This is a genomic window from Thermodesulfobacteriota bacterium, from assembly GCA_034189135.1.
Lineage (GTDB): Bacteria > Desulfobacterota > Desulfobacteria > Desulfobacterales > JAUWMJ01 > JAUWMJ01.
This window is the reverse complement of the sequence record JAXHVO010000128.1, coordinates 17,591-41,718: the sequence shown is the minus strand read 5'-3', so window position 1 is coordinate 41,718 and position 24,128 is coordinate 17,591. Positions and strand designations below refer to the sequence as shown.

Annotated in this window: 19 protein-coding genes; 12 read left to right on the top strand and 7 right to left on the bottom strand. The window is 46.7% G+C overall.

Annotation, left to right across the window (positions count from 1 at the left end; translation table 11 throughout):
* The first annotated feature begins 120 nt into the window (after window positions 1-120).
* The 4 genes from SWH54_18455 (at window position 121) to SWH54_18440 (ending at window position 6,628) form a co-directional block, all read left to right on the top strand.
* Window positions 121-756 (top strand): TetR/AcrR family transcriptional regulator, encoded by a 636-nt coding sequence (locus tag SWH54_18455; protein ID MDY6793254.1) that lies wholly within the window; start codon window positions 121-123, stop codon window positions 754-756.
* Window positions 757-818: 62 nt separating this feature from the next.
* Complete coding sequence (gene icmF / locus SWH54_18450; protein ID MDY6793253.1) at window positions 819-4,094, top strand: fused isobutyryl-CoA mutase/GTPase IcmF; 3,276 nt, start codon at window positions 819-821, stop codon at window positions 4,092-4,094.
* A gap of 156 nt (window positions 4,095-4,250) precedes the next feature.
* On the top strand, window positions 4,251-5,426 hold the full coding sequence (locus SWH54_18445) for an acetyl-CoA C-acetyltransferase (GenBank protein ID MDY6793252.1): 1,176 nt from the start codon (window positions 4,251-4,253) through the stop codon (window positions 5,424-5,426).
* Window positions 5,427-5,776: 350 nt separating this feature from the next.
* Window positions 5,777-6,628 carry a 3-hydroxybutyryl-CoA dehydrogenase gene (locus SWH54_18440; GenBank protein MDY6793251.1) on the top strand — a complete coding sequence of 284 codons (852 nt, stop codon included), beginning with the start codon at window positions 5,777-5,779 and terminating at the stop codon, window positions 6,626-6,628.
* A 90-nt stretch (window positions 6,629-6,718) separates the two neighbouring features.
* Here the strand turns inward: SWH54_18440 and SWH54_18435 are convergent, their stop codons facing one another.
* The 4 genes from SWH54_18435 to SWH54_18420 form a co-directional block, all read right to left on the bottom strand.
* Window positions 6,719-7,201: an ACT domain-containing protein gene (locus tag SWH54_18435; protein ID MDY6793250.1), complete on the bottom strand. Its 483-nt coding sequence runs from the start codon at window positions 7,199-7,201 to the stop codon at window positions 6,719-6,721.
* A 181-nt stretch (window positions 7,202-7,382) separates the two neighbouring features.
* Window positions 7,383-8,792, bottom strand: a complete 1,410-nt coding sequence (locus SWH54_18430) for an efflux transporter outer membrane subunit (protein MDY6793249.1) — start codon at window positions 8,790-8,792, stop codon at window positions 7,383-7,385.
* Between the two features lies 1 nt (window position 8,793).
* Window positions 8,794-11,967: an efflux RND transporter permease subunit gene (locus tag SWH54_18425; protein MDY6793248.1), complete on the bottom strand. Its 3,174-nt coding sequence runs from the start codon at window positions 11,965-11,967 to the stop codon at window positions 8,794-8,796.
* Window positions 11,968-11,979: 12 nt separating this feature from the next.
* Window positions 11,980-13,197 (bottom strand): efflux RND transporter periplasmic adaptor subunit, encoded by a 1,218-nt coding sequence (locus SWH54_18420; GenBank protein MDY6793247.1) that lies wholly within the window; start codon window positions 13,195-13,197, stop codon window positions 11,980-11,982.
* A gap of 193 nt (window positions 13,198-13,390) precedes the next feature.
* On the opposite strand from SWH54_18420, the gene SWH54_18415 reads away from it, so the two are divergent.
* Both SWH54_18415 and SWH54_18410 read left to right on the top strand, forming a co-directional pair.
* Window positions 13,391-14,023: a CerR family C-terminal domain-containing protein gene (locus SWH54_18415; protein ID MDY6793246.1), complete on the top strand. Its 633-nt coding sequence runs from the start codon at window positions 13,391-13,393 to the stop codon at window positions 14,021-14,023.
* Window positions 14,024-14,110: 87 nt separating this feature from the next.
* Window positions 14,111-14,890 (top strand): enoyl-CoA hydratase/isomerase family protein, encoded by a 780-nt coding sequence (locus SWH54_18410; protein MDY6793245.1) that lies wholly within the window; start codon window positions 14,111-14,113, stop codon window positions 14,888-14,890.
* A 71-nt stretch (window positions 14,891-14,961) separates the two neighbouring features.
* Here the strand turns inward: SWH54_18410 and SWH54_18405 are convergent, their stop codons facing one another.
* On the bottom strand, window positions 14,962-15,114 hold the full coding sequence (locus tag SWH54_18405) for a hypothetical protein (protein ID MDY6793244.1): 153 nt from the start codon (window positions 15,112-15,114) through the stop codon (window positions 14,962-14,964).
* Between the two features lie 37 nt (window positions 15,115-15,151).
* Between SWH54_18405 and SWH54_18400 the strand changes: the two genes are divergently transcribed.
* Entirely contained in the window at window positions 15,152-16,159 is a 1,008-nt protein-coding gene (locus SWH54_18400; protein ID MDY6793243.1) for a DUF3187 family protein, read from the top strand.
* 18 nt (window positions 16,160-16,177) lie between these two features.
* On the opposite strand, the gene SWH54_18395 is transcribed toward SWH54_18400, so the two are convergent.
* Both SWH54_18395 and SWH54_18390 read right to left on the bottom strand, forming a co-directional pair.
* A complete protein-coding gene (locus SWH54_18395) occupies window positions 16,178-17,149 on the bottom strand; it encodes a patatin-like phospholipase family protein (GenBank protein MDY6793242.1) in 972 nt (323 codons plus the stop codon).
* Window positions 17,150-17,154: 5 nt separating this feature from the next.
* Window positions 17,155-17,937 carry a FlgO family outer membrane protein gene (locus SWH54_18390; protein MDY6793241.1) on the bottom strand — a complete coding sequence of 261 codons (783 nt, stop codon included), beginning with the start codon at window positions 17,935-17,937 and terminating at the stop codon, window positions 17,155-17,157.
* A 273-nt stretch (window positions 17,938-18,210) separates the two neighbouring features.
* Here SWH54_18390 and SWH54_18385 point away from each other — a divergent pair, with 273 nt between their 5' ends.
* From SWH54_18385 to SWH54_18365, 5 genes are all read left to right on the top strand, one after another.
* Window positions 18,211-18,618: a MarR family transcriptional regulator gene (locus tag SWH54_18385; protein MDY6793240.1), complete on the top strand. Its 408-nt coding sequence runs from the start codon at window positions 18,211-18,213 to the stop codon at window positions 18,616-18,618.
* Between the two features lie 95 nt (window positions 18,619-18,713).
* Window positions 18,714-19,958: an MFS transporter gene (locus SWH54_18380; GenBank protein ID MDY6793239.1), complete on the top strand. Its 1,245-nt coding sequence runs from the start codon at window positions 18,714-18,716 to the stop codon at window positions 19,956-19,958.
* 86 nt (window positions 19,959-20,044) lie between these two features.
* The gene (locus tag SWH54_18375; GenBank protein ID MDY6793238.1) at window positions 20,045-21,460 is read left to right on the top strand and encodes a CoA-binding protein; all 1,416 of its coding nucleotides are present in this window, start codon (window positions 20,045-20,047) and stop codon (window positions 21,458-21,460) included.
* Window positions 21,461-21,463: 3 nt separating this feature from the next.
* Window positions 21,464-22,915 (top strand): CoA-binding protein, encoded by a 1,452-nt coding sequence (locus SWH54_18370; GenBank protein MDY6793237.1) that lies wholly within the window; start codon window positions 21,464-21,466, stop codon window positions 22,913-22,915.
* 123 nt (window positions 22,916-23,038) lie between these two features.
* Entirely contained in the window at window positions 23,039-23,710 is a 672-nt protein-coding gene (locus SWH54_18365; GenBank protein ID MDY6793236.1) for an acetate--CoA ligase family protein, read from the top strand.
* The last annotated feature ends 418 nt before the right edge of the window (window positions 23,711-24,128 follow it).

Here is a 24,128-nt window from a genome sequence, read left to right as displayed (position 1 = left end):
TTTCCGTTAGAAAATTCATAGAAAAACTTGACAACAAAATCAATTTTGTGTTACGTAACCGACCGAGCGCTCGCTCAAAAATTGGTTTGTTTTCTTACCCGCATGATAGAGTAATAGCTTATGATTCAGCAATCTGCCGGAACAAAAGACGTTGCCACTCAAATAAAAAACCCTGACCTTGTTGAACGGAGACGACAACAAATCGTTGGTGCCGCCGCAAGACTTTTTATTGAAAAAGGCTTTCATAAAACAACCACCCGCCAGATTGCCCAAGCCGCCGGTTTTTCAATAGGGTCACTGTATGAGTATGTGGCCTCAAAAGAGGATGTCCTATACCTGGTTTGCGAGTCCATTCATGCTGAAGTGGAACAGGGGGTTTCCCAGGCATTAAACCGAGTATCCGGCGGAAAAGCACTTGTGGCGGAAGTGATACGGGAATATTTTCTGGTATGTCATCGTATGAGTGATTTTATTCTCCTTGTGTATCAGGAAACACAGTCTTTACCTGCGCAATGGAAGAAAAGGGTCCTGGAAAACGAACTTCGAATTACCGGACTTATAGTTAAAGTCCTGGCCGACATTGTATCATCCGGAGATTTTCCCCATCTGAATGAACGCTCCATTGAGCTGGCAGCGCATAATATTACTGTTTTAGGCCATATGTGGACATTCCGACGCTGGTTCCTTTCCCGCCATTACAGTATTGAAGATTATATCAAATATCAGACTGATTTTGTCATTGGCGCTTTAACCTAAATCAAAATAAAGCTTTTGGCCCAAGAAACAATAAATATTGCATTTAACCATAAGGAGAGGTCATGAGTCCTGAAACTGAAATATACAAACCCAGACATCATGTAAGGGTGATCACGGCAACGTCACTTTTTGATGGTCATGATGCATCCATCAATATTTTTCGCAGGATTTTGCAGTCAACCGGAACAGAGGTCATCCATCTGGGGCATAACCGATCCGTCCAGGAGATTGTGGATGCCGCGGTTGAGGAAGATGCCCAGGGTTTAGCCGTATCCAGTTATCAGGGCGGCCATATGGAATTTTTTAAATATATCGTCGATCTTCTCAAAGAAAGAAAAGCTCCTCATATCAAGGTGTTCGGTGGTGGAGGTGGGGTGATTGTTCCCGAGGAAATAAAGGAGCTCGAAGACTATGGTGTTTCCAAGATTTATTCCCCGGAAGATGGAGCTAAATGGGGACTTCAGGGAATCATTAACCACATGGTAGAGTGGATGGATTTCCCCAGGGCCAAAGAGGATGGCTTTGATCTGGACAAACTGACACCGGACAATAAACTGTTAATGGCCAATATAATCACCTCGTTGGAAAATACAAAAATAAAAAACAACGACCAGCTGAAAAATCTTCGGGCAGAACTGGAAAAAATGATCGCCAATCGAAAAGTCCCTGTCATTGGTATCACCGGTACCGGCGGCTCCGGCAAATCTTCTTTAACCGACGAGTTTATTCAGCGAATTCTTCATGATCAAAAAGACCTTCATCTGGCGATAATAAGCAGCGACCCTTCCAGGCGTAAGACAGGCGGAGCATTACTGGGTGACAGAATCAGGATGAATGCCATTGGAAACCCAAGAGTTTACATGCGAAGCCTTGCCACCCGGCGTTCTCATATCGAAATCCCCGACGCCCTTCCTGATGCAATTAAAGTCGTCCAGGCGGCAGGCTACGACCTGGTTATTGCTGAAACAGCTGGAATCGGGCAGGGAGATTCTCACATTATCGACCTGGTGGATCTCTCTATTTATGTGATGACCAGTGAGTTTGGAGCCGCTTCACAATTGGAAAAAATTGACATGCTCGATTTTGCCGATATTATCGCGGTCAATAAGTATGAAAAAAGGGGCGGTGAGGATGCGGTACGGGATGTGCGTAAACAGGTGCAGCGTAACTTAAACGATTTTGCCAAACAACCGGAGGAAATGTCGGTATTCGGAACCATCGCCTCCAAATTTAACGATGACGGAGTAACCGCTTTTTATCATGCCGTTTTGGATACCATTGCGGAAAAAACCGGGATCCGATTCGAGTCTACCCTGCCCAGACCGGAAAAAAAAGTATCCGGTTCAAAAACCATCATTATTCCTCCGGAACGTACCCGTTATCTTGCCGAAATATCCGATACGGTAAGATCCTACCATAAACAAACGGAAAGACAGGCCGATGCGCTTCGACAGGTCTGGCATTTAAAAGAGACTGTTGAAACCCTTGAGGGTGATGATAAAGCACTTATTTTACGACTTAAAGAAGAAATAAACCAAGCGGAAAAAAATCTGGATATAGAAACCACATTTTTGATTGAACAATGGAAAGACCTGAAACAAAAGTACAATGAAGATGAACTGGTATATGAAGTTCGTGGACGGGAAATCCGGCTTCCTCTATACTCGGAGTCACTGTCCCATCAAAAGATTCGTAAGGTTTCCCTTCCTTCGTTTAAAGATCCGGGAGAAATCTACCGGTGGATGAGAAGAGAGAATCTACCCGGATACTTTCCTTACACATCCGGTGTGTTTCCTTTGAAACGGGTGGGGGAGGATCCCACCCGCATGTTTGCCGGAGAAGGCGATCCGATCAAAACAAACCGTCGTTTCAAAATGTTATCTGCCGATTATGAAGCCAAAAGATTGTCTACCGCTTTTGATTCGGTAACCCTCTATGGATATGATCCTGAAAGACGCCCGGATATCTATGGTAAAATAGGCAACTCCGGGGTAAGCATTTGCACACTGGATGATGTTAAAGTGCTTTACAGCGGATTTGATCTGTGCGCCCCCAATACATCAGTTTCCATGACAATTAATGGACCCGCCCCTATTATGCTGGCCATGTTTCTAAACACAGCCATTGATCAGCAGGTAGACCAGTATATCGAAGAGAAAGGGAAAAAGCCGTCTAAAAAAACTTACGATAAGATTCGTGACGAGGTCTTGTCCAATGTTCGCGGTACCATCCAGGCAGATATTCTAAAGGAGGATCAGGGCCAAAACACCTGCATTTTCTCCATTGACTTTGCGCTTAAAATGATGGGAGATATTCAGGACTTTTTTATAGATAAAAAAGTCCGCAACTTCTACTCCGTTTCCATATCAGGCTATCATATTGCAGAAGCCGGTGCCAACCCCATCTCCCAGCTTGCCTTTACACTGGCCAACGGTTTTACCTATGTGGAATACTACCTGTCTCGTGGTATGCCCCTTGACAGTTTCTGTCCCAATCTTTCTTTTTTCTTTTCCAACGGCATGGACCCGGAATATACCGTCATCGGGCGAGTCGCCCGACGTATCTGGGCCGTTGCCATGCGGGATAAATATGGAGCCTCCACCCGCAGCCAGATGCTCAAGTATCATATTCAGACCTCAGGCCGCTCCCTGCATAGCCAGGATATTCAATTCAACGATATACGCACCACTCTGCAGGCGCTGTGTGCCATATATGACAACTGCCAGAGCCTGCACACCAATGCCTTTGACGAAGCCATTACCACACCCAGCAGCGAATCAGTGAGACGCGCTCTGGCGATACAAATGATTATCAACAGAGAGTGGGGCCTGGCTAAAAATGAGAATACGCTGCAGGGAAGTTTTATTGTTGAAGAGCTGACCGATCTGGTTGAAGAAGCCGTACTGATGGAATTTGACAAGATCACCGAACGCGGTGGTGTTCTCGGAGCCATGGAAACCGGGTATCAGCGCAGCAAGATTCAGGAGGAATCGATTTATTACGAAATGCTGAAACATGAAGGGAAATACCCCATTATCGGTGTCAATACATTCCGGGATCCGGATGCCGATGAGGCCGGTGACCTGGTTGAAGGACCCTCCTGTCTCGAACTGGCCCGGGCAACGGAAGAGGAAAAGGAGTCCCAGTTAAAACGCCTGGCACAATTTCAAAAACGCCATGAAAAACAAGCACCGGAAGCACTGAAGCGACTTCAACAGGTGGCGCTCAGAGGTGAGAATATATTCGCTGAACTAATGGATACCGTTCGCTGCTGCAGTATGGGCCAAATTACCAATGCACTGTATGATGTCGGTGGGCAGTATAGAAGAAATATGTAAAACTTTTCAGTCGTCTGTGGCTTTTGTTAGGGTTATATGTTTTTGCAACGGACTACGGACAACAAACAACTGGCTGAACAGTATCGATATCTGAATGTGGTTTATAAGTATTAACGAGGGGTAACGACAAACAAACTATATAATAAGGAGTAATTTATGAAAGACGCAGTAATCGTCAGTGCGGTCAGAACGCCTTTGGGCAGTTTTAACGGGTCATTGGGCAAAATCGGTGCGACCGACTTGGGTGCTCTGGTGATAAAAGAGGCCATCCGGCGTGCAAAGATAAAAAAGGAAATTGTGGATGAAGTCATGATGGGACAGGTGCTGCCCCTGAGTTACGGTCAAAATCCTGCAAAGCAGGCGGCTGTAAAAGCCGGTATGCCATGGGAGGCAGAATGCATTACCGTTAACAAAGTGTGCGGGTCTTCCCTGAAAACCGTCATGCTTGCCGCCCAGGCTATTCAGCTTGGCGACGCGGATGTTGTGGTCGCCGGGGGCATGGAAAACATGAGCATGGCGCCATACTATCTGGAAAAGGGTCGTTTCGGGTATCGTATGGGCCACGGCCAGTTTGTAGACAGCATGATCCACGATGGGCTCTGGGATATTGTCAACGATTTTCATATGGGTATTTCCAATGAGCTTTGTTCGGAAAAATATAATGTCAGCCGTGAAGATCAGGATCGATATGCGGCCCAGTCGTATAAACGTGCCATGGAATCAATAAGTTCAGGCCGATTTAAAGATGAAATTGTCCCTGTTGAAATTCCTCAAAGAAAAGGTGATCCGGTTGTTTTTAGCCAGGATGAATGCCCCCAGGAGACCAGTTATGAAATTTTATCCAAAATGAAGGGTGCATTTAAAAAAGATGGGCTCGGTACTGCAGGAAATGCCTCCATCATCAGTGACGGTGCGGCAGCAGTCGTCGTCATGTCAAAACAAAAGGCTGAAGAACTGGGCTGTGAGATCATGGCAACCATTGGCGCCCAGGCGTCCTTCGGCCTTGATATGAAATACGTGTTGGTGGCTCCTATCTGGGCGATACCCAAATGCCTGAATAAAGAGGGGCTTAAAATTGACGATGTTGATCTTTACGAGGTTAACGAAGCATTCAGTGGATCAACCGTAGCGGTATTGAAGGAACTTGGACTCAATCCTGCCATTGTAAATGTCAACGGCGGAAGTGTGGCTTTGGGTCATCCAATCGGGGCAAGCGGTTGCCGCGTACTTGTCACCCTGCTCTATGAAATGATAAAGCAGAATAAAAAAACAGGTCTCGCCTCTCTGTGTCTCGGCGGAGGAGAGGCGGTGGCAATGGTTGTTAAACGATAAGTAACCGTTCACGGGTTCAGAGGTTCAGGGTTCAGAGGTTGCCCTCGTTCCCATACTTCGCTGTGGAACGTACACCGGGCACTTAAGCGTCGACGAGAGACCGATACCGCATCAGAGATCATAAAGAGGGGCATCTTTTCCGGTTCTTACACACCGGCAGTCGACGTATAGCGCCGGAATGAGTGGAAAGGCAACCCTGAACCTTTGAACGTTGAACCGTGAACGGTTACAACTATAAATTACATGTAGCGGATTGTACGTTTCGGGTTACGAGTTATTTATTTCTGGAAGCCAATCCGTAACGCGCAACCCGAAACTCGTAACACGAAACTCGAATAAAGGAGAAGAAAATGGAAATTAAAACATTTGGTGTGATCGGCGCCGGTCAGATGGGAAATGGAATCGCTCAGGTAGCAGCTATGAGTGGTCTTGATGTGATTATGAACGATATCAAGGAAGAATTTGTCGAGCGCGGCATCGGGACGATTACAAAAATTCTGTCCCGCAGTGTCGACAAGGGAAAGATAACTAAGGAAGAAAAAGATGCCGTTTTAGGACGGATTAAAACAAGTGTGAATTTAAAGGATATGTCATCGGCGGATTTTGTGGTGGAAGCCGCTACCGAAAACGAATCGTTGAAGTTTCAGATTTTCAGAGACCTGGATGAAATATGCGCACCTGATGTAATTCTTTCTACCAATACATCTTCCATTCCCATAGGACGAATTTCTGCCCAGACCAAACGTCCGGAAAAAATTATCGGAATGCATTTTATGAATCCCGTACCGGTGATGAAACTGGTGGAAGTCATACGGGGAATAGCCACCTCCGAAGAGACGTTCAAGACGACCTGGGATCTTGCGGCAAAATTCGGCAAAACACCGGCAGTGGCAAACGACTATCCGGGTTTTATCGCCAACCGGATTCTCATGCCCATGATTAACGAGGCTGTTTTCTGTTTGTATCACAATGTGGGAACACGGGAAGATATTGACACGGTAATGAAACTGGGGATGAATCATCCCATGGGTCCCCTTGCCCTTGCCGATCTCATAGGGCTCGATACCTGCCTGGCTATTATGGAAACTCTCTACGATGGGTTCAATGATTCAAAATACCGCCCCTGCCCTCTTTTAAGGAAATATGTGGAAGTAGGCTGGCTTGGCAGAAAGACAAAACGAGGGTTTTACGAATACGGATAAACTTTATTAACCACAGAGATCACTGAGAACACGGAGAAAATAAATACTATAAAATCTCTGCTAACTCTGTTGTCTCTGTGGTGAAACACTTTATTCTTGGAAAATCTTTGCCGCCGCATCTATATCTTCAGGACAGAATACAAAAAGACATTTCTCATCCGGTGAAGAAACCGAGCCATAAACATAATTGATGTTTATACCTTCTTCCCCGAACTTGGTGGTTATCTTAGCCATTTCGCCGGGCCGATTTTCCAGCTCAAGGGCAATTACCGGCATAACGTCAAACACATATTCATTTTTTGCCAGTAAATCCACAGCCTTGTCAGTATCACCCACCAAAAGACGTATTAAGGCAAATTCCACCGAGTCCTTTCGCATCGAATTATAGCTGGCAACGGAAGCGATTCGTTTGATCGATTTCCCCCTTGCCTTGAAAAGCTCCTGCACATAACTTGATGCATCCTGTATGGTCAGCGCATCTATATTAATTCCCTCATCTGCGAAAAGTGTGGCCAGTTTGCCAAGCTCACCAGGAACATTCCTCATAAAAAGCGATATTTCAGTTCTTACCATGTTTTCCCCCTGCAATATCTATTTTGCTAAAAAACATATTGATTTATATAATCAAAATCAAGCATGAAGTCAACAGGCTGCTGTAACGGAAATAAGGTGTTCTACCCTTTTATTAAACAAGAGAGGAAATCGATTTCAGGCTTCACCTTGCTTTCGGCCTGATGCACCCTGCAAATATAGCTCATTCACTTCCCCCGCCCAATACTGCGTAAAGTCTTACCTGATTGGCAAGCATGGCCAGGCGAATGCTGATAAGCCCCTGTTGCACTGCATAGAGGGATCGTTGCGCATCAAGGACGCCCAGGTAGCTGTCGATCCCCGTAGCATAGCGCTTATTGGAGAGGCGGTATGTTTCTTTAACCGCATTGACCAGAGATTGTTGCGCAGATACCTGTTGATTTATGGTGCCCTGCATGGCAAGAGCATCGGCTACATCTCTGAAGGCCGTCTGAATGGCTTTCTCATACTGGGTCAGGATGATTTCCCGATCGGCTTTGCTTACCCGTAGCGCTGCCCAGGTACGGGCGTCAAAAATCGGTAGAACTATCTGTGGCGCAAAGTTCCAGGTACCCGAGCCGGAGCTGAAGAGACCCGAAAGCTCGTCACTTGCGGTTCCCACTGAGGTCGTCAGAGAAATGCGCGGAAATAAAGCGGCCCGTGCCGCGCCGATAAAGGCGTAAGCGCCCTTGAGCCGATGTTCCGCCGCAATAATATCAGGCCGACTCAGAAGCACGTTGGAAGATAAACCTGGGAAAATTTCTTGGGGAGGATTAACACCGCTTAGATTCACCGGCATAAGATCTTTAGGTACCGGAGAACCGGCCAGAAGGTTGAGAGCGTTTTGATCTTGCGCAACCAGTTGCCTGTAGCGAGCAATATCTCCCCGGGCTGTATCTACCGGGATTTGTGCTCGACGCAGATCCAATTCGGTTGCAAGCCCGACATCAAAACGCTTTTGAATTAAACCGTAACCGGCTTTCTGGGTTTCAAGGGTGGACCTGGCCAGCTTAAGATTTTCCCGATCTGCGGCAAGGGTCATGTACACCCTGGCAACCTCGGACACCAGCGCTATCTGTGCGCTGCGACGGGCCTGCTCTGTGGACAGGTATTCTTCCAGCGCCCGATCTTTCAGGCTGCGGATGCGGCCGAAAAAATCAATCTCCCAGGCAGCGATACCCAGATCAACACTGTATTGTTCTATTTTCCTCGGATCTCCGGGACTGATAAGATCGGCAGAGCGGCGCTGTTTGCCCCACGCCCCCACGGCATTAACCGCAGGAAACAGCTCAGCCCGTTGAATGCCGTACAGAGCGCGCGCCCTTTCCACATTCAAGGCGGCAAGTCGCAGATCACGGTTGTTGCTCAAGGCTATTTCAATAATCTTTTGAAGCTTTTCGTCGGTAAAAAATTCCTGTCGGCTGAGCTCCGAGACTGTCGGTGCTCCGGACCCGGCCTGCATGTCTTTGTATGCCACACCTTTCGGCCACTCAGCAGGGATGGGCGCCTGGGGCTGTGTATAATGTGGAGCCAGGGAGCAACCTTCCAGGAAAAGGACTATTCCAACCAGTAAAAACAACTGTTGTCTATTCATATCATTGATCCCCTGACTTACTTTTATGAACGTGTTTCATCGTTACTTTCTTTCTGTGTTTTCCAAGTGCCTTGTAAATCATCACATAAAAGAGCGGAGCAAACAAAGTCACCAGAAAGGTGGATGTCACCATCCCCCCTAGCACTCCGGTGCCGATGCCTCTTTGTGCTCCTGATCCGGCCCCGCTGGCAAGGGCCAGAGGCAGAACCCCGAACCCGAAGGCCAGTGAGGTCATGATGATGGGACGCAGTCTTAATTTTGCCGCTTCAAGCGTCGCCGCGGTTAGCCTCGCCCCCTCGTCGACCTTGGCCCTGGCAAACTGGACTATCAGGATAGCGTTCTTGGTGGTTAAGCCCATAGTGGTCAGCAGCCCGATTTGGAAATAAACGTCGTTGGGCATTCCCCGCATTGACGAAGCGATAACCCCGCCAATGATCCCAAGGGGCAGGGTTAGCAGAATCGAGATAGGAATGGGCCAGCTCTCGTACAAGGCCGCCAGACATAGGAAGACTACGAAAATGGAAAATGTGTAAAGGGTAGGCCCCTGGGCCGTTGCCATGCGCTCCTGATAGGAAAGCCCGGTCCAGTCAAAACCGATCCCCTTGGGCAGCTTCGAGACGATCTCTTCCATGGCGGCCATGGCCTCACCGGAACTCCTTCCAGGCGACGGCTCACCCCATATGTTTATGGACGGGAAGGCATTATAACGCTCCAGCTTGGGAGAACCAAGGGTCCACCGCCCGGAGGCAAAGGAAGAGAAAGGGACCATCTTGCCCATGCGGTTACGAACATAGAGTTTTTTCAAATCTTTCGGCAGCATGCGATAGGGGGTATCCGCCTGCACATAAACCCGTTTTACCCGTCCGGCCTGGATAAAATCGTTGACATAGGCGCTGCCGAAGGCCGCCGTAATGGTGTTGTGAATGGATGTAATGGAAACCCCCAGCGCACCGGCCTTGTCCCAATCCACGTCAATCCTGTATTCGGGCACGTCTGACATGCCGTTGGGCCTGACCCTCATCAGTCGCGGATCTTGCATGGCCATGCCGAGAAGCTGGTTGCGGGCCGCCATTAGTTTTGCGTGGCCCAGACCGCCACGGTCCTGTAATTGAAAATCAAACCCGGTGGCATTGCCCAGTTCCATGACAGCAGGCGGTGGAAAGGCGAAGACCATAGCTTCTTTTATCTGTGAAAACGCTCCCATAGCCCTGCCTGCGATGGCCCTGACCTTCAGGTCCGGCCGCTCGCGCAGCTTCCAGTCCTTGAGTCTGGCAAACCCAAGGCCCATGTTCTGCCCCTGGCCGCCAAAACTAATACCTGAGACCGACATAAAGGAGTCCACCCCGTCTTTCTCATTCTTCTGAAAATGTTCCCTGACCTTATCCATGACCTTCTCGGTCTGCTCCAGGGTCGAACCCGACGGAAGCATAGCCTGGACCAGCAGGATACCCTGGTCTTCATTCGGGAGATAAGCGGTGGGCATGCGCTGAAACAAATACCCCATGGCCCCCACAATCAGCAGGAACAGGAGCAGGTAGCGTAGTTTTTTTGCCAGAACATGGCCTACCAGTCTGATGTATAGATCTCTTGCGCCATAAAATATTCGGTCGAACCTCCTGAAAAAAGGGCGCAGGAAAAAGATCGCACCGTCTGCCGGTTCATGCCCTGCTGCCACAGGTTTTAAGAGCGATGCGCAGAGGACCGGGGTTAGTATCAGCGCCACAAGAACCGAAAGCAGCATGGCAGCAGCGATTGTCACTGAAAACTGGCGGTAGATGACTCCTGTCGAACCGGGAAAGAATGCCATGGGTCCGAATACCGCCGAGAGCACCAGGCCGATGCCGATCAGGGCGCTGGTGATCTGTTCCATAGACTTGGCCGTGGCTCTCCTGGGAGAAAGCCCCTCTTCGCTCATGATCCGCTCCACGTTTTCTACTACCACGATGGCATCGTCTACCAAGAGACCTATAGCCAGCACCATGGCGAACATAGTCAGCATATTGATGGAAAACCCGAAAAGCCCAAGAACCGCGAAGGTCCCCAGGATCACCACCGGCACGGCGATGGTGGGGATGAGGGTAGCCCGGAAGGTCCCCATAAAAAGATACATGATCACAAAGACCAGCAGGATCGCCTCGAACAGTGTTTTGACCACCTCATTAATGGCCACCCTGGTAAAAGGGGTGGTGTCATACGGATAAATTACCTTCATGCCGGGGGGAAAGTAGCGGCTCAGCTCTTCCATTTTCTGTTTGACGGCGTTGGCCGTTTCCAAGGCATTGGCACCGGCGGACTGCCGGACAGCTAAAGCTGAGGCGGCTTTGCCATTGTAATTGGCGATGATATCGTAACGCTCAGTCCCCAGTTCCGTCCGTCCGATGTCCTTGATACGGACCACGGAACCATCCGGATTGGTGCGTATGGGGATGGCGGCAAACTCTTCCGGAGTCTGGAGCAGATGCTGAACGATGATGGCGGCGTTCAGGCGCTGGCCTTCAATGGCCGGTGCCCCGCCGAACTGACCGGCGGAGACTTCGACATTATAAGCCCGCATCGCCATGATGACATCCTCCATGGTCAGGTGATAATTGGTCAGCTTGTCGGGGTTGACCCAGACCCGCATGGCGTACTGAGACCCGAAACTTTCGACTTCACCTACTCCCGATACGCGGGACAGAATTTTTTCCACATTGGACTTAGCATAATCCCGCAGGTCATTTCCGTCCATGCTGCCGTCTTCAGAGATCAGTCCCACGATAATCAGGTAATTTCGGGTCGATTTGCTGACCTTGACGCCGGAGCGCTGCACCACATCGGGCAGGCTGGCCATGGCGAGCTGAAGCTTGTTCTGTACTTTGGACCAGGCGAGATCCGGATCGGTCCCGGGGGCAAAGGTCAGTTCGATGCGGGACGCGCCGGATGAAGAACTGGTTCCGGTGAGATAGATCATCGCGTCCAGGCCGGTCATCTTTTGCTCGATGATCTGGGTTACGGTGTTTTCAACGGTCTCCCCCGAGGCCCCTGGAAAAAATGCGTCAATGGCGATGGACGGCGGAGCGATGGGAGGATACTGTGCCACGGGCAGGTTGTAGATCGCCAGACCCCCCGCCGTCATCATGACGATGGCAATAACCCAGGCAAAAACCGGTCGGTCCAGAAAAAATTTTGATAACATCAGATGCCTCCGTTAATTCGATTCAGCAGTCGTCTGGTCCGCATTTGCAGGTGTAACCCCACTCTCTTTAAAAGGGACAGCCTTCACAACCGTACCGGGCCGTAACATTTTAATTCCCTCAACGATCACACGATCTCCGAGAGCAAGGCCTGCCGAAACGAGCCATCTCTTGCCGATGGCCCGATCAAGGGTGAGCATACGCAAGCCGACCTTGCTTTCAGCATTCACGATCAACGCGACGGGATTCCCCTTTTGATCACGGGACACACCCTGCTGGGGAATAAGAATGGCCTTTTCATTGATGCCTTCTTTAATCACCGCCCGGACGAACATGCCCGGCAGGAGAATGTTTTCCGAATTCGGAAAGATAACTCGCAGGGTAACGGACCCTGTCGTCGGGTCCACTGTAACATCGCTAAATTGAAGTGCTCCTTCCACGGGATAGGCAGTGCCGTCTTCCAGGATGAGCTTGACCTTGTCCTGTTTCGTTCCATCGTGATTGAGACTGCCGTCCTCCAGACGGCGTTTCAAGCTCAGCAATTCGGTGGTGGATTGTGGCACATCCACGTAAATGGGATCCAGTTGTTGAATGGTTGCCAGGGCCATGGGTTGATAAGCCGTCACGATGGCCCCACCTGTCACGTTGGATTTACCGATACGGCCGGAAATGGGAGCGGTGACTCGGGTGTATCTTAGGCTGATACGAGCCGTCTTCACCGTCGCTTTCCAATACTGAATATCGGCCTCGGCCTGTTTCAGAGCGGCAGCCGCGTCGTCATAATTCTGCTGGCTCACCGCTTTATCCGCAAGTGCTTCCCTGTAGCGCTCAGCCCGCAGCCTGATCGCAGTCAGACTGGCCTCAGCCCTGCCAAGAGCGGCCTTTGCATTGTCGAGCGCCGCCTGAAAGAGGTCAGGATCGATCTGGTAGAGCACCTGCCCTGCCTTTACATCGGAACCTTCCGTAAATAGACGTTTCTGTATAAGACCGTTGACCTGGGGCCGGATCTCCGCGATACGAAAAGCAGACGTGCGGCCCGGCAGTTCAGTGGTCAAGGCAACCCTCTGCGGTTTGACCGTCACCGTGGCCACTTCCGGAACAGGAGGAGGCGGTGTGGATTGCTGTCCACGGTCGCAACCTGCCTGCAAAAATCCGCCTAACAGGAACACTATGGCTACACTCCATTTAAGGAATGTCGCTCGGATGTTATTCGAACTGTCTTTTTGTTGCATTTTGTATTACTCCAAGTCGGTTGAGTTAAAATTTTCATGTTACATCGTAAAACAATTTGACATATCAAAATATGTATTTTAAATATCAATTTGAAATAGTGACTTAAAATCTTTCCCCTGTTATGTCAAGCAAAAAATTTAAATTGCTTTTTAGGTCTTGTGGCTTCAAAACCGAGCAAAAAGGACATCCATCATGGCCAAAAGAGAAGACGGCAAGGAAACGCGCAGCAGGATTATAAATGCTGCCTGTGAGGTATTCGCTGAAAAAGGCTACCAGACTGCCAAGGTGGCTGAGATCTGTCAACTGGCCGGAGCCAACGCGGCTGCCGTCAACTATTATTTTAACGACAAGGCCTCCCTGTACACCGAGGCATGGCAACACGCCTTTAAAAAATGTTCCGAACTTGCCTTGCCTGACGTCACCGGCACTTCGCCGGAAGAACAGTTGCGAATCCAAATCCAATCACTCATTCAAAACTTCACAGACCAGGGCGACCGGGGACAGTTTACACGACTGTATCTGATGGAACTGACTAATCCTACCGGGCTGATACACAACATCTGGCACGAGATAATCGAGCCCCGGCGACAGATAGTGTTGGAGGTCATCCGCAATATTATGAAAACTAAAGCTACTGATGAAACTGTTTTTTTCTGCGAGATGAGCATCATCAGCCAGTGCCGTGCCCTTATGACTACCAGACCCAGCGACATGGAGTACATGTTAGGGCAGCCTCTTTCCCCTGATTTGGTCATGCGATTGGCCGACCATGTCACCCGCTTTTCCCTGGCAGGAATCAGGGCGATAGGCAAACGCAAAACATAAGCCTGCAGCAATCCTGAGGAGGAAACAGGCAGCTTATCTTCTTCGGACCGTTTATTGCTTCACCTTATTAAGAAAGGAAGGCTCATAATGAGAAAAATATCCAACCTTGAAGTAAATTATGATTTTTTTTATTCAGAAAAGGCCGAAGATATTTTGATTCTGAATTTCAAAGAAAAACCCCTCGCTCGCGTAATAGATTTAAATGGCAAAAAAGTCTTGTTTGATTACCTGGATTTTGTTTCGACATTTGATGAAATCAAAGTTGTTTTGATGACCGGCTCACCTGCGAAAATGGGATATGATGAATTTATTGAGTTTTATCATCAAATAATACAGCTCGAATGGAATCAAGATCAAATCGAAAGACTTTATAATGCAATTGATCAGTTTATTCTGAAAATAGTCGGCTTTAATAAAATGGTTATTCATGCCGACAGCGGAAATATTATTTTACTCTTCATGAACATCAGCCTTTCCTTTGATTACAGTGTAATAGCTGACAACACTGTCTTTCAGAATCCAAACCTCCAACTGGGACTGGTACCAAAGGGAGGCGGAATTTTTTTTCTTTCTAAAATACTTGGTTCCAGAAAGACGTCCGAGATACTATTATCTGGTAAAGACATCATAGCGAAAGAAGCATTAAGACTTGGTATTGTTAACAAGGTTGTTCCTGTGACTGACCTTAAGGAAACTGCATTAAGTATTGCAAAAATATTTGCAAAATTACCTGTCCAGTATTCGTCAGGCATCAAGAAACTTTTAAATTATGATATAAACAACCTTAAAGAGTATTTAGAATACGAAAACAGTATTCTCCGGAGGATGATTCAGTCCAATAATTTTAAAAAAAGTCTGGTGAGATGAAAAGCGGGATATTTTTAACGAAATTAACTATGCCGTCCAATCGATCACATGAAATATCAGAAGATATTAAACTACTGGTTTCCCCGAGTACTGATTTTAAGCTTTGCACTATCGCTGATATTACCGGCTCCTGAATTTGTGACCCGCTTGCATACAGGAGAATACGTCATCTGGCTGGCAAGGCTTATCTGGGTTATTTCCGTGCCGGTTCTTTTTTGTTCCATCCTATTGATAGTTGCTATCTTTAGAAAAAGGTAATTGATGCACCAGTTGCTACTCATTCTATCTGTATTGTTAATTATTCTTACCATGCCGATAAATAGCTTCTCGAGTGATGATAATTTCGACTATAACTATGGTCTCGGCATCTTGCAACTTCGCTCCCAGTCCCCGGCCCAAAGCCTCCGCTTAACAATGCCGAGTGTAATACCAGGAGCATTCAAACCCGGCATCTTAGGTATCCACGCCGGTACAACCTGGACAAATGTATGGATAGACAGCAGTGAGGTTGCACTTGATTATGAAATGCTGGACACGCATATAGCGGTTTCTTACGGCATTAACAAACGACTCGGTCTTGGTATAGCTTTTGATCAACGGAACTATTTCGGTGGTGCTATGGATAATTTCATCCAGGAATTTCATGACATTTTCGGTATTGATCAAAACGGAAGGGACAGGGTGGATCGCAACTTAAGTAGAATTGTCCGATATGATGACCAAGGTAATATAATTTTTGAAACAGACAACCTAAGCTACCTGGAAAATAATGGTATCACTTTATTTTCTCAATATATTCTTTCCCACGGTTCAAATAGGTGGCCTGCTATCGGTGTATCTGGTGTGCTGCGCTACGGGCTTAATACACCCTCCAGCGAAGATAACCACGAACCGTTGGACTGGAGTATCGGAATCGGTCTTTCCAAACGATGGACCGATACCTGGTATATGTATTCACATTTGGGCTATACCAACTATGGCCGAACTGAAATGTCCGGCCTAGAATTTAAAGATGATGCCATCTCTTTTTTGCTGGCCCTAGCCTGGCAATGGAAACCAAATTCTTCAATTTTGTTCCAGTATGTTTACAGCGAAGGTGTTGTAAAGGATTTTGGTTCATTAAGCAATCCCTCACATGAAATCAATCTTGGTTTTAAGTGGCAACTTTCTTCAGGCAGTATCATCGAATTCGCTCTGGTTGAAAACGTTATTACCTTTGACAACAGTCCCGATTTCGGGCTTCACTTTGCGCTGTCTTATCCGTTTTAAAAATCGAATTTAACTTGCTCATACCCCTAAGAATTTTCTTATTTCATTGCCGCCTTCTTTATATCCTTCGTCAATGGCTTCTTTGGCACGATTGTATTCAAGGAATTTGATATGACCCAGATTGGGCTGAATCAGAATGTCAGGAGGATCGGTTTTCAGTCTTATGGTTGTAATCTGTGTTTCCATTATGCTGGCGGATGTGGCTAATACTTCAAAAATGCTCGGCAGAGGCTCTTTCTTCATCCACTGCCTTATCTGGGTTAAGGCGGGAAAATCGACTGCCTCGATCCTTTTGTTCAAAGCCTCTAGAAGTTTGTTTCTTTTTTCCCGATTCTGCCGACCTTTTTTTTCAGAAAACCCTTTGCCCGAATCCCTTCCAGGGGTCTTTTCAAATCCGTTATTTCCAATGATATTATGGTTAAGGTCCACCGCTATCACAAATTCAGCGCCCATCTCTCTTACCACACTTACTGGAACCGGGTTAACCAACCCACCGTCAACAAGAATTGTGCCGTTTTTTTTAAACGGTGTAAATATTCCGGGAACTGAAATACTGGCCCTGACTGCCTCAATGATATTTCCCTCTCTTATTGCGATCTCGTCTCCGGTAGTAAGATCTGTGGACACCGCGCAAAAAGGGAGGGAAAGATCTTCAATATTTATTTCCTTCACATGCTTTTGGATAAAAACGGAAACCTTTTTTCCATCGATAAGGCCCGATTTCGGAAAGACAACATCAAATAAATAAGCAATCTTCTTCCAGTCAAGCTGCAAAACTACCTCTTCCAAAGCATCAATCTCACCGGAAGCGTAAACAGCTCCAACCAGCGCGCCGATGCTGGTTCCGGCAATATAATCCACACGAATGCCTGCTTCGGCCAAGGCGCGTATTACTCCAATATGAGACCATCCACGGGCGGAGCCGCTGCCCAGCGCTAAACCCACCTTTTTAGAGGGAATTCTCTTTTTCCTATGAAAAATGTTTATCATAATGTCTATCTGCAATCCTCAGGTATTAAAAGCTCTTCAGCGCTTTCTACTGTTTGACCGCTGTCTATTGCGCCGGAAAATTTTTCGACCAATACGCGGGCAGTTGAAATCTTATCTTTGACATTTTCTATTTCAAATACACCCGTCTGCATTCTGTCACAATCAATTACCCGCCTGGTTTCAGGACATCTAATGACCTTATGTCCTTTAAAAACAGCAAAGTGCATTCCAGATTTAATACCATCACACCGACCTAAATCGACAGTAATCCGATCTTGCGTGCGAAAAACAACAATACCTTTAAACGGAAAAATATTGATTACTTTCTCAACCGCTTGATCAGCCAAACTCTCGAGGGGAGCATCTGCCGGGATCTTCATACTTTCAGCGGCAATTATAGAAGCATTGTCGGCATTGATTACTCTAACCTCGATCTCAATAATATTTCCATATTTAATTACAAAACCCGAAATCAAAACTTTAGCTCCAAGCAGTTTTGCCAAATCTGTAATAATGAGCCGATGCTCTTTTTTCTCTAAAACAAGCTGCTGTTCTCTTATGACCTTTTTGATTAATCCCGGTTCTACGACTTCAAACCGCCAATCCTTGTCTAAAGCTTCTATTAACTGATCTGCAATGCTATTCCCCACCTGAGTGTCCACATGCCCTTTTCCCAAAACCTTAAAATCAAGGACGGCAATTTTTGTTTTTTGCAAACCCGCCCAACTTTCCTGAAACATTAGAACAATCAACATAGAAAATAAAAATACAACAATCTGTTTTTTCATAACAAAACCCTTCCCTTTGTTTTTTCAACTTTATACAGAAATAATAATTTTTCAAAGGAAAAAATATGTTTTATTTAAAAGTAAGTTGCATTCAGATTATTAGCGTGCTAACTATATTAAATAACGTCCGTTGATAATTGTCAGTTGTCCGTTGCATAAAGATGTGAGCAAATCCGTATGTAATTTTTTAATTTAAAAGATAAGATTTCTTTCCGAGCTCGATATGACATACTGGTTGGATTCAATTTTTTCGGGTTTATAAAAGGTGGATTCATGGTTTTTCAAGACTGCATATGTTTTCAGTTAGGTCGCACAACAAGAAAAATTACCCGTTATTACAGGGATAAAATCTCTGTTTTCGGGCTAACACACGGGCAATTTTTTATGCTGGTAGCTATCTTTGAAGAAGAATCGCTTTTCCCGAGCCAACTTGCCGAAAAGACTGCATTAGACAGACCTACTACCACAGGGTTATTAGACCGCCTGGAACGGAATGGCTGGATAGAACGACGACCCGATCCCAATGATCGCCGTGCTTTCCGCATTCACCTTTCCGCCAAATCTGAGAAAAACCGCAATTCAATTCTTTCAATATTCGACGAAATAAACAGCCAGTTTGTAAACCGTTATTCCCTTAAAGAATGGGAATTGTTTCAATCATTCCTGAAAAGGTTGGAATAAATAGCAAAAATGTTAAAATGTAAAAAAGATTCGTTTGGCTGAACCCATATAAGATATTAAGGAGCTCATTTACAGAAAAAGTCTCGGAGGACAAAATGGAACAAAAGAAATTGCATTACGGATGGATCGTTATTTTCATGGGTCTTGCCACGACTATTGCTGCACACGGTTTTGGCCGCATGGCCTATACCATTATTCTTCCTGCCATGAAAGACGGCCTGAATTTCGACTATACCCAACTGGGTCTGCTCGGAACCGGAAACTTTATCGGCTATCTTTCCATGGCCATTATCGGTGGATTCCTTGCCGCACGCTTTGGAACCCGCATTGTCATCACCTTTGCGTTGTTACTGATGGGTGGCAGCATGATCCTCACCGGCATAGCCCATTCATTCGGATTTGCCTTTTCCATGAGGCTATTAACCGGTCTTGGCAACGGAGCGGCCTATGTCCCGGCTATGGCACTGGGCTCAGCCTGGTTTGCCGTCAACCGCAGAGGATTTGCCACCGGAATTGTTTCCGGCGGAATTGGTGCAGGTACTTTAATATCCGGCCTGCTGGTCCCACCGATTCTAACCGCTTATGGCCCGGAAGGCTGGCGATTTTCATGGTATATATTAGGCGGTGCCGTGCTGGTAATTTCTGGTGTGGTGTTTTTATTTATCCGCAGCCGACCGGAAGAAAAGGGGCTGCTACCGGTGGGAAGCGAGCCAATCCAAAAACCCCAACCGATTGCATCGGATAATGTCAAGACATCCTCTCTTCAGTGGTCTGCCGTGTACAGAAATAGTGCCGCCTGGTATTTGGGAATCGTATATTTTTTTTATGGTCTTTCCTATATTATTTATATGGTTTTTTTTGCGGCCTACCTGGTAAAAGAAATGGGATTTACACAATCGTGGGCCGGTGGCCTATGGGCAATGGTAGGGGGATTTAGCATCTTCTGCGGCGTGATCTGGGGTGGAATATCCGACCGTATCGGACGCAGCAAGGGAGCAGCTCTGGCTTATCTGGTCCTGGGACTTTCCTATATTGTATTTGCGCTGATCAAAATAAAATTCGGTTTTTACCTATCAGCAGTCATGTTCGGTTTTACTGCCTGGAGTATACCAACAATCATGGCTGCAACCGCCGGTGATTTTTTTGGTCCTCGCCTGGCACCGGCTGGCCTGGGGTTTATCACGCTTTTTTTCGGCATCGGTCAGGCACTGGGTCCTGCACTGGGGGGATACATGGCCGATGTGAGCCATTCATTTACCCTGCCGTTTCTTACGGCAGGAGGCATCTCACTTGTGGGTATGATTTCTTCATTATATCTGAAAAAACCGCCAACCGGTTAGAATGATTCTCCAAAGACCAATAAAAAATCTATCGACTAAAAATAAAGGATATCGGTATGCACTTTATAAACAGGAAATAAAATACAATGAGCTTGATCCAAACCAATCTGGAAACAATGTTTAATCCCAACACCGTTGCGGTGATCGGTGCGTCGGACAACCCCGATAAACTTGGGTTTCATGTAATGAAAAGTCTGAACAAAGGGGGTTTTGCCGGCAAAATTATTCCGCTGAACCCCACCAGTCCGAAAATTTGGGGATTACCAGCCTATCGCTCTATCAAGGACTATACCGATAGAATCCAACTGGCAATTGTGGTTGTGCCAGCCAAACTGGTTCCCGGCGTTTTCGCCCAGTGTGCGGAAAAAGACGTTAAAGGCATCGTACTGATTACTGCAGGTTTTAAGGAAATAGATGACCCTCAAGGTGCCAAGCTCCACCAAAAAATTGCCGCCATAGTAAATCCAGCAAAAATTCCGGTGATCGGCCCAAACACCTTCGGCATGATTGACTTTCATGCCAATCTGAACGCCTCGTTCACCCCTGAATTTTCTTTGTTAAAAAAAGGAAAAATTGCGCTGGTCAGCCAGAGTGGCGGGATATCCCATCTGCTTGGCTTTCTGGCCATGAGAGTGGATGTAAGATTCAGCAAAATTATTGGATTGGGCAACCGGCTCAACGTCGATTTTGCTGAAATAATTGATTACCTCATGAATGATTCCGCTACAAATGTAATCATGCTCTACATGGAGGGGATCGATGATCCGACAAGATTTATTGAAGCGGTCAAGAAGTATCGCCATAAAAAGCCGGTGATTATCTACAAAACCGGAAGCTCGGAAAAAGGCGATCAGGCAGTCAAATCCCATACCGGCTCCATGGCAGGAAAACATGAAATCTACCAGGGGGCATTCAGCCAGGCAGGCATATTGTCATTGGACAGTGCAGAGTCTCTTCTGGATACTGCCAAAGCCTTTGGTTCCTCTGGAATCCCTCAAGGGCCCGGGGTGGCAGTTCTGTCCGGTCAGGCCGGGCCGGGCCTGGCAGCCTGTGATGCATGCGAGGCTTGCGGCCTTAAAATCGCCCGTTTTGAAAAACTTACTCAGCAAAGCATCAATAAATTTCTACCGCCTTTGGCTTTAAGAACCAATCCTGTCGACATGGGCCCGGCCTGGTATAATGCCTCCGCACAAAGTGGTATCATTCGCGCCGTTATAAATGACAAGAATGTGAACGCCATCCTCCTTCTTATCATGTTTGCGTCGGCCAATGCAAATTTACTTGAAGAGATGTCCGAATTCCTTACAGAATTTAAACAGGCCAAACCGATCATCAGCTGCATCCTTGCCCCGCCAGGTGTATGGGATGACAATATTCGCCACCTTGAAGAATCCGGCGCTCTTGTCAATTACCCAACGCCGGAACAGGCAGCCAGGGCTATGGCAAACCTTGTAAAGTATCGATCCATGCAATTTGACATTAAACCCGACACTAAAGGATAATATATGCAGGCGAACCCTTTACAAACCATTATGAACCCTGAATCCATTGTCTATCTCGGAGGCTCCAACTCCCTCCTAACAATGGGCACGGCTCAGCTTATTAATATTGTAAAAGGTGGATACAAGGGAAATATTTATCCCATTCACAGAAAAGAAAAAACAGTTCTGGGCCTCAAAGCTTATCCTGATATCACATCAATGGATAAACCAGCTGACCTTGCGGTAATAGTAATACCCGGGAAAGCCATCCCCGGCGTCCTCGAGGAATGCGGGAAGGCAGGAATCCGACATGCTATTATCATAACAGCAGGCTATGGTGAAATCGGCCAAAAAGGAAAACTGCTACAGCAGGAGCTGATAGCTGTCGCCCAAAAGTATGACATCCGATTTCTTGGCCCTAACTGTATTGGAATTGTCAACGGTCCAATCGGACTGAATACCACATGGTTTCCCAGCAAGTACCGGGCCGGACATGTGGGGATTATTTCCCAAAGCGGCAGCTATGTCACCCAGACACTGACCTATTTTGAAAAACTTGGTCTGGGTATCAGCCAGGCAATCAGCGTCGGCAATCAGGCTGATATCGATATGGTTGACTGCCTTGCCTATCTTGGAGAAGATGACCAAACCAGATCTATTGCTTTGTATATCGAGGGTATCAAAAGACCGATGGCCTTTTTGAAAACAGCCCGAAAAATAACACCACAAAAACCTATTGTCGCCGTGTATGTCGGCGGAACCGAAGCCGGTGCCAGAGCCTGCGCTTCTCATACCGGTTCCATGGCTGGCCCGGACGAACTTTACAGCGGGTTGTTCCATCAAGCAGGTATTCTAAGAGCGAGAAACGTCACTGACCTTTTCGACTGGAGCCTGGCTTTGGCCCAGCAACCGTTACCCAAAGGAAAAAATGTGGCTGTTTTGACCAATTCCGGAGGACCTGGCAGTTCCATGGCCGATGAAGCCAATAATTGCGGTCTGAAGATTCCCCTGTTTGACCCGAAAATCCAGGACAAAATAAAAGCCATGACCCCTTTCACAGCAGCATACGTAAATCCGGTGGATGTTACTATGAATTACGATCTGGATCTGATATATAAAAAATTGCCTGAATTAATCTTGAATCTGAGACAAATAGACGGAATGCTTTTTTATGGTATTTTCGGAACCATTCATTTCAAGGATAAAATAGCCCTTGCGAACAATCTTTCCGATATTCCTTTGGACTTAATGGAACAAATGACGGAAAAAGCCTGCAATGAATTTGTAAAATTGCCTGAAAAATTTAAAAAACCGATATTATGTGCGTGCTTTAGTGGTCGGGAGGATAATGCCGTAGCTCTGATACAAGATGGTGGTATTCCTGTTTATCCCACACCGGGAAGAGCGGTCAGGGCTATGGCAGCCCTGTGGGAATATGCAAAGATAAAAGGCAGAATGAAAAACAAGAGAAAATGAACATCGAACGTCCAACATCGAATGTTGAATAGGGGAAGAGAAAGGCACAGAGGCAAAAGGACGTGGTTTTAAAAATTGAATAAAACGAAGAAACAGAACTTTGACATACGCAAGGAGAATGAGATGAAAATAATTGATGATGCGATAAGAAGTGGACAAACAGCACTCTCTGAATTTGAATCCAAACAGCTTCTGGCTTCCTACCGAATTCCGGTGACCAGAGAGGCGCTGGTGAAAAACGAGGAGAACCTTATTAAAGCTGCCGGTGAAACCGGTTATCCGGTTGTAATAAAGGCATGTTCACCGGATATCTCCCATAAGACGGAAAAGGGCCTGATCCGTGTGGATATTCGAAATGAGGATGAGGCAAAAGTCGCTTTTCATGAAATTATTGCCGGAATGAATGGAAATGAAAAGGCGGTTCTGGTTCAGGAAATGATTAAAGGAAAGCGGGAACTGGTTGCAGGACTAATCCGAGACGCTCAGTTCGGCCCCTGTGTGATGTTTGGACTTGGAGGAATATTTACAGAAATATTAAAAGATATCTCTTTTCGCGTGGCGCCTCTGGAAAAACGAGATGCCCTGGAAATGATGCAGGAAATCAAAGGGCGCAAAATACTCCATGCAATTCGTGGCATGAAAGCAGCCGATCTCATCAAACTTTCCGATATCCTGGTTGCACTTGGCAGAATCGGTTTAGAGAATGAAAATATTAAAGAAATTGATATTAATCCTTTAATTCTGTCAGGCGGCAGACCGGTTGCCGTGGATGCACTGGTGGTTTTAAGAGTATAAATGCCGTAAAGATTTACCACGGAGTTGCACGGAGATCCACTGAAATATGGTTTCTTAGCGCTTCAATTCGTTAATTCGATGACGTGTTTTATTTAAATTTATTTCACCGCCCGCTTCGCTTGCTCAGACGCAAAGAACGCAGAGAACAAAATTTTTCCTTTGCCGTTGATCCACCAAAAATACCGGCGGACAGGAAGGACGGCAAAGGAAAATCAATTAGCGCTTATATTGTTACAACTATATGTTTTTATATCAAATTACCTTTTCCCGTAGGGATGAATTCTTTATTGCTTTCCGCCCTTTTATCCCGCTTCAGTTAGCGGGGCTCAGCGGAAAGCAATAACAATAAGATTCTTTGCGTGCTTTGCGGCTTTGCGGTGAAAATGAAACATTATATGTAATCGTATTAAAGAACATG

Bases quoted from the DNA above. Each gene is read 5' to 3' on its own strand.
- SWH54_18365 (MDY6793236.1), top strand. From the start codon at position 23,039: ATGAAAATAATTGATGATGCGATAAGAAGTGGACAAACAGCACTCTCT.
- SWH54_18400 (MDY6793243.1), top strand. From the start codon at position 15,152: ATGCACCAGTTGCTACTCATTCTATCTGTATTGTTAATTATTCTTACC.
- SWH54_18410 (MDY6793245.1), top strand. From the start codon at position 14,111: ATGAGAAAAATATCCAACCTTGAAGTAAATTATGATTTTTTTTATTCA.
- SWH54_18440 (MDY6793251.1), top strand. From the start codon at position 5,777: ATGGAAATTAAAACATTTGGTGTGATCGGCGCCGGTCAGATGGGAAAT.
- SWH54_18445 (MDY6793252.1), top strand. From the start codon at position 4,251: ATGAAAGACGCAGTAATCGTCAGTGCGGTCAGAACGCCTTTGGGCAGT.
- SWH54_18395 (MDY6793242.1), bottom strand. From the start codon at position 17,149: ATGATAAACATTTTTCATAGGAAAAAGAGAATTCCCTCTAAAAAGGTG.
- SWH54_18415 (MDY6793246.1), top strand. From the start codon at position 13,391: ATGGCCAAAAGAGAAGACGGCAAGGAAACGCGCAGCAGGATTATAAAT.
- SWH54_18430 (MDY6793249.1), bottom strand. From the start codon at position 8,792: ATGAATAGACAACAGTTGTTTTTACTGGTTGGAATAGTCCTTTTCCTG.
- SWH54_18405 (MDY6793244.1), bottom strand. From the start codon at position 15,114: ATGGAACAAAAAAGAACCGGCACGGAAATAACCCAGATAAGCCTTGCC.
- SWH54_18420 (MDY6793247.1), bottom strand. From the start codon at position 13,197: ATGCAACAAAAAGACAGTTCGAATAACATCCGAGCGACATTCCTTAAA.
- SWH54_18455 (MDY6793254.1), top strand. From the start codon at position 121: ATGATTCAGCAATCTGCCGGAACAAAAGACGTTGCCACTCAAATAAAA.
- icmF (MDY6793253.1), top strand. From the start codon at position 819: ATGAGTCCTGAAACTGAAATATACAAACCCAGACATCATGTAAGGGTG.
- SWH54_18435 (MDY6793250.1), bottom strand. From the start codon at position 7,201: ATGGTAAGAACTGAAATATCGCTTTTTATGAGGAATGTTCCTGGTGAG.
- SWH54_18375 (MDY6793238.1), top strand. From the start codon at position 20,045: ATGAGCTTGATCCAAACCAATCTGGAAACAATGTTTAATCCCAACACC.
- SWH54_18370 (MDY6793237.1), top strand. From the start codon at position 21,464: ATGCAGGCGAACCCTTTACAAACCATTATGAACCCTGAATCCATTGTC.
- SWH54_18425 (MDY6793248.1), bottom strand. From the start codon at position 11,967: ATGTTATCAAAATTTTTTCTGGACCGACCGGTTTTTGCCTGGGTTATT.
- SWH54_18380 (MDY6793239.1), top strand. From the start codon at position 18,714: ATGGAACAAAAGAAATTGCATTACGGATGGATCGTTATTTTCATGGGT.
- SWH54_18390 (MDY6793241.1), bottom strand. From the start codon at position 17,937: ATGAAAAAACAGATTGTTGTATTTTTATTTTCTATGTTGATTGTTCTA.
- SWH54_18385 (MDY6793240.1), top strand. From the start codon at position 18,211: ATGGTTTTTCAAGACTGCATATGTTTTCAGTTAGGTCGCACAACAAGA.